Here is a 6619-nt window from a genome sequence, read left to right as displayed (position 1 = left end):
CTTGCAGAAAGTAAGCCTGCACACAGCAGACTTACTTTATTTCCTTTAAAGATGCTCATCTTAATAACCAGGATTTTGTTTGATTAAATTACCGCTTAAGTCAATTTCTAATTGTGGAATTGGCCATAATAAGTGCTTAGAAGGATCAAAGTTGATTCCTTTGTCTTGCGGTTCTCTCAAATTGGTTGTTTCATAAGGGTCTGTAGAACTCAAATTATACTTTACAAAGGTTCCGTTTGGTCCCATTAAAGATTCGATAACTGGTCTTCCTGTTGTTGGATCTTTTTCGCGACGGATATCAAATAAACGAAGTCCTTCAAAAGCCAATTCTAAACGACGCTCTTTGTAGATTTGTTTCAATAAAGTTGGTCCAGAAATTCCTGTTTTTGGATCTAATTTTACACGAGCTCTAATTACATTTATATCTGTTAAAGCATCTCCTCCTAAGTGATAGTTTGCTTCTGCTCTTGTCAAATACATTTCTGCTAAACGAATCAACGGAATATTTAATGGCAAGTGACCGTCTTTTTTATCTAATGAACGACGTGTTGCAATTGGAATGTAATATTTACGGCAAATACGTCCTGATTTGTTGTCGTTTAAACTGAATTTATGAGTTGGATTTAAAACCTCATCTCCGTAAGCAGCTTCTCCCCATTTTGTAATGGTACTTCTGCGACGAATTACATCATTTTCAGAAAGATAAGCATTTTCTAAATCGCTCGTTGGCATACACCATCCCCATCCGTCTAAAACATCAGCGGCATCATTACTTGGAAAATTCTTTTTGTCTTCTCCTCTTGCTCCCGCTAAAGTTGGTAATGCAGAACCTAAATCTCTATTTTGAACTGATGAAGATTGTGCTTCTAAAATCGATTCAATTCCGTTATGGTTGTTTACATTCCAGATATTTAAGAAATCAGCCTCAAGCGCAAAAGGTCCTTCAGTGATTACTTTGTTTGAATATGTTTTAGCTTCAGCCCATTTTTCTTGAAACAATGAAACACGAGCTAATAAAGCATAAGCTGCCCATTTGTTTATTCTACCATCTTTATTTACAGGAGCGCTTTCTAATTTTGCAGCCGAATCTTTAAGATCTGTTTCAATTTGCGCATATACGTCTGCCGCAGAGCTTCTCTCTAAAGTTAAATCTCCTGTTCCTAAAGATTTTGTATACAACGGAACTCCTCCAAAAAGATTCACTAATTCGTAATAGCAATAAGCACGCACAAATAAGGATTCTCCCATATATTGGTTTTTCTGCGCATCTGTAAGTGGCGATGAAGCCATTCTCTCTAAACCAATATTAGCCGATTGAATGGTGTAATAATGTGCTGTGTAGATACTGTTCATATCTCCCATATTATCGGGAGTAATTAGATACTGTGAAGCAGGTCTGTGCGCACCACTGTCTTGTCCAGTGTTTCCCATCCAAGCATCATCGGTTGACATTTCGTTCGTTACTCTTGGCGCTACTAATGTCCACCAGTCGTTAGGAAGCAACAACCTTTTTGTTAATTCGTTGGTATAATTTTCACACTCTTGTACTGTTTGAAAATAGTTCTCTAAAGTTTGGGTTCCTCTTTGTTCTTTTTCGATGAAATCACTGCAAGAAGCTGAGAACAAAGAGAAAGCTATGATTGATACTATAATTTTTTTCATGATCGTTTTGATTAAAATGCAACATTAAGCCCCATCAAGATTGTTGGCTGTACTGGATAGTTCCATCCTCCAAAACCTGATCCTTTTACTCTGTCTCCTTTATCAGGATCTCCTCCGGCTACTTCAGGATCAACTCCTGTGTATTTTGTCCATGTCCATAAATTCTGTCCAGACAATGAAATTCTTAATTTATCTAAACCAAATTTGTTGTAGAAAGAATATCCTAACTGTAAATTTTTCATACGAACAAAAGAACCGTCTTCAACATAAAGAGAAGAGAATTTGGTAAAGTTTTCATTGTTATCATCTTTTGATAAACGCGGAATGTAATTTGAAGTTCCTTCACCATGCCATGCCATTTGCTCTAATCCGCTAACTTTGTTCGTTAGACTTGCTCCATTATATAAATCCGAAATGTTTTGGTTTACAATTTCGTTTCCAATGCTAGAATAGAAATTAGCAATTAAATCAAAGTTTTTATAACCAAAGTTTAAATTCAGACCTACGTTGTAATCTGCCCAAGGAGAACCAATTTTTGTTCTGTCTTTTTCATCAATTTTTCCATCACCGTTTACATCTTTAAAACGAACATCTCCTACTTGTGCATATGGCTGTAATTTGGTTCCGTGTTGATCTGTATGTGAGTTTAATTCGGTTTGGTTTTGGAATAATCCATCTGCAACATATCCGTAGAAATATCCTGGCACATCGCCTTTTACGGTTAAAGTTCTGTTTCCAGATCCGTATAGTTTCTCGCCATCAGCAGAAAGCGTAAGCATTTCAACATTTACGGTTGTAAAAGTCAAGTCTACACCATACGAGAAATCGCCTTTTTTATCTTTATAAGAAAGCAATAAGTCGATACCGCTTGATCTCATAGAACCAACATTTGTCCACATAGTTGAATATCCTGGAAATCCGCTGTAAGTTGGAAACTGTTTTAAGAACAACATATCGTGGGTTTCTTTTTGATAATATTCTAATGAACCTGAAACTTTATTTTTCCAAAATCCGAAATCAAGTCCGAAACTCATATCTTCTACCGTTTCCCATTTAATGTCTTTGTTTGCCATTGAAGACGGATAAGAAGTATCTACTACTTCGCCACCAATTGTATAATAATTTTGTCCGATATTAGATTGGTAAACCGCATCTGGCAAACCTTGATTACCTACTTTACCCCATCCTGCTCTTAATCTAAGATCACTAACAACATCTTTTGCAGATTCCATAAAACCTTCGTTTAAAATTCTCCAAGAAACCGATGCCGAAGGGAAATTTGCCCATTTGTTATTGGTCATGAATTTAGAAGAACCATCACGTCTAAATGTTCCTGTGAAATAGTATTTACCATCGTAGTTATAAGAAAAACGAGAAATATAAGACATCAGCGAACTAGACCAGCTGTTACCTTTACTGTCTTTGTTTTTAGTAGCTGCATTTAGCTCTCTCATTGAATCAGAATTGTTTGGAACACCTTCACCATAACCCCAAAGATTATTTCCATTGTATTCTTCCATTGTGTTACCAATCATCAAAGAAGCGTTGTGTTTTTCTGCAAATTTTTTAGAATAGGTAATGGTATTTTGCCAAGTCCAATCAACATTTGTAGTATTCCATTTTTCAACACTATTGATTTCTTGTTTTTCGTGTGCAGCATCAATTACAAAATCGGGCGTAAATTTATTTCTTGTTTCATCTCCAACTTCAATAGATGCTTGTGTACGAAATACTAAACCTTTGATTGGTTCGTATTGCAAATATCCGTTCGTATTTAAGTTGTACTTATTGGTATAATCATCATAACGTTTTACGGCAGCAACTGGATTCCATACATAAGAAGGAGATCTTGCATAAATGCTGTATTCATTTTCAGTTCCGCTTAACTGGTCTGCTGGTTTGTAAATTGGCGTAATTGGATCAATTTTATCAAAATCTGCCCAGTTGTTTGGTGCTCCCCAAGTTTCATAACGAGGGTTTAAAGTGATTCCTGCTGAGAATTTATCTGTGAATTTAAAATCATTTGCGATTCTCATCGTAACTCTTTCCCAACCTCCAACACCATACATTGAGTCAGAATCGTAATAATTTAAACTTATAGCGTAAGTGTGTTTATCAGAACCTCCAGTTACACCTAATGAAGCATTTGTAACAGGGGTTCCAGTTCTAATTCCTGCTTTCCACCAATCTGTTGTTTTTCCTCTATATTGAGAAGGATTCGGAAGATAATCTGAATAACCTGAATTGTTATAAGCCGTGTTCATTATTCTTGCATAACCTTCGGCATCAGCCATATTGTAAGGATTATTCATGATTTGCATACCAGAGCTCAAATCAAAATTGAATCTAGTTTTTCCAACTTTTCCTTTTTTAGTTGTAATCAGAATAACTCCATTCGAAGCACGAGAACCATAAATTGCGCTTGCAGAAGCATCTTTTAAAACCTCCAAAGATTCAATTTCATTATTGCTTAAGAAATTAATGCTCGTTCCCATCGGAATTCCGTCAACTACATAAAGCGGATCTGTGTTTAAGTTTAAAGTCGAAATACCACGAATTAAAACTCTTGGCTGTGCACCTGGACCACCTTGCCCTGTTACTTGCACCCCAGAAACTTTTCCTTGAAGTGATTCGGCAACGTTACCAACAGTCATAGTTTGCAATTCTTTTCCTTTTACAGAAGATATCGAACTCGTTACATCGCTCTTTTTAACCGCCGCATAACCTACCACAACTATCTCATCTAATGCTTGGCTAGCTTCTTGCATTACTACACTAATCTCTGTTTTATCTCCAACCGGTACAACTTGAGAAGTAAAACCAACGAATGAAAATTCGATTTGTGCATTTTTATTTGGAACATTGATTACATAATTTCCGTCAAAATCAGTTGCTGCAGATGTTGAAGTTCCTTTCACCATTACATTCACTCCCGGAATCGGCACATTGGCTTTATCCTTAACAGTACCTTTTATTTTTATTTGTCCAAAAGATACAGCAGTACACAAAAGGGCAATAAAAAATCCTATATATTTAAATTTCATATTAAGCTGTTTTATTTGTTAAATGTTACAACAAGGTTATAACCAACTATTTTTTTGTTATAAATACTCTTTCCAACTCAGTATCTAAAACTACTTTGTAAACTCCAGGCGCTGCAGGATATTTAGCATTTCCGTTTTCTCCTGGCGACATTGTTGCAATACCATTTTTGATTAATCTCCAAGATGGATCCCACCATTGTCCTGTAAAAGTTGCTTCTAAAGTTCCTGTCAAAGTATATTCTCCAACTAATTGATATGGATTGCTTGCATTATTTGCTAGATGAAGTTTTGTAACTACCCAAGCATTCCATGTATCCCAGTTTGCACCGTCGATTCCGCCACCACAAACACTTACGAATGGTTTTCTTTGTGCAGCATCATCATGCCATAAACCGTTTGCAACATCTGCCCAAACTTTGCTTGTTGGTGTATATTTTTCTACAGTATATTTTAGTGTATTTGGATTTACTTTAATCTTATAATATCCTTTTGTAGGTAAAATAATTGCTGTTGAAGTCACATCGTCTACTAATTCTCCAGCTGCATTTAAACCAAAACAATGCGGTGCAAAATCTGATTCTTGACCTAAGAAATAAACTTCTTTGTTGTCCTTGTCTGCATAATATTTAAATTCGAAATCTTGTCCGTCTTTCTCGTGGAAATACATTGGAACCCCCACTGCATCTGTCGTTAGGTTTGTTCCCTTTGGCTGATCGCATAAATAAATTGCAGGATATTCGTTTGTTGCAACAATATTTACGTTTAATGATCCTGTATTCGGAATTGCAAATTTGTCTTTTGCAGTAATCGTTAGTACATAATCTGCAGCAGTTACAGGCAAAGTGTAGGTTTTATTGAAAGTATAAGATTGAGGAGAATCTGTTAACTGTATCATTTCGTCAATGCCAAGAGCCTCACATTTTACTTGTATATAATCAATTCCTGAATCGTCGTTTACGACAAAATTTACAGGCATTTCATTACTTGTAGACAACAAGATAACTGCACCTTCTTTTGGCGTTATCATTGTAATGCTTGGCGGTGCAAATTCACCATCAAGGCGTAAATTGATTTCTTCGTTTACAACATTTCCTGAAACGTCTGTAATTACCAATTTTATTTTAAAAGATTCAGAAGTTCCTCTATTTGCAGGAACTTCAAAAAAGTAACTTAAATCGTAAGTTTTTAAAAGCGGATCTGTTTTAAAGCTAATTACTTTATCTAATGATAATTCTGGAATTTGAATTTCTACACTTTTTAATCCTAAATCGTCTGCAAGTGCAGCTTTGATTTCAAATTTTCTACTCGGAGCTCCATAAATCTCTTTTGTAGAAACTACCACCGTAGGATTATCAGAACTTGGAAATCCTGATTCATTATTTTGACATCCGGTTACAAGAAAGCCAAAAAGGGCAAGAAAAAATAAAAATACATTTTTTTTCATTTCTTTAGTTTTAAGGTTAGGTTAGTTAGTTTTCTTTCTAAAATGAAAGCTTGTTTTAATTTTGTAGGTTATTCAAGGTTTTACTATTTTTTGTCTGAGGCAGAAAAAAAACAGCATTACATAATTAAGTGGTCATTTTCATATTCTATTGAGTTTGGTTAATTGTTAGATATTTCCTTTTTTTTTATTTTACTTCAGGTTATATAAGTGTCATTTTTAATTAACCCGCAGTTTATTTTTTTAAACTGCGGGCTGATAAGTAACGCAAACCAATCATTACTGATCTAAATTTTAAAGAGTGCTCACCTCTTTAAACAGATAACAAACTATCTTGATATTAACACTTATAACTAACAGCAATAATCTAATTCGTGATTGCTATTACCGCAAAGAAATGTTTAAATAACACTTTTAAGGAGGGGTAAATTGGAAAAAAAAGGAGGTCAAAATTGCAATTAACTATTATTTT

General features: G+C 35.0%; 3 protein-coding genes. All 3 read right to left on the bottom strand.

From position 1 onward, the window contains the following. Positions 1–60 precede the first annotated feature (60 nt). From B3J44_RS10760 to B3J44_RS10750, 3 genes are read right to left on the bottom strand one after another with little or no spacing between them, the layout of a single operon-like run. Positions 61–1662: a RagB/SusD family nutrient uptake outer membrane protein gene (locus B3J44_RS10760; protein WP_286968438.1), complete on the bottom strand. Its 1602-nt coding sequence runs from the start codon at positions 1660–1662 to the stop codon at positions 61–63. Positions 1663–1673: 11 nt separating this feature from the next. Further along, positions 1674–4706, bottom strand: a complete 3033-nt coding sequence (locus B3J44_RS10755) for a SusC/RagA family TonB-linked outer membrane protein (RefSeq protein WP_286968436.1) — start codon at positions 4704–4706, stop codon at positions 1674–1676. A gap of 46 nt (positions 4707–4752) precedes the next feature. Continuing rightward, entirely contained in the window at positions 4753–6150 is a 1398-nt protein-coding gene (locus B3J44_RS10750; RefSeq protein ID WP_198857458.1) for a hypothetical protein, read from the bottom strand. Between the last annotated feature and the right edge of the window lie 469 nt (positions 6151–6619).

Origin of the sequence: Flavobacterium sp. UBA4854 (assembly GCF_002399805.1) — a bacterium.
Classification (GTDB): Bacteria; Bacteroidota; Bacteroidia; order Flavobacteriales; family Flavobacteriaceae; genus Flavobacterium; species Flavobacterium ginsengisoli.
Note: the sequence above shows the minus strand (reverse complement) of the source record. Positions and strands in the feature narration are given on the sequence as shown.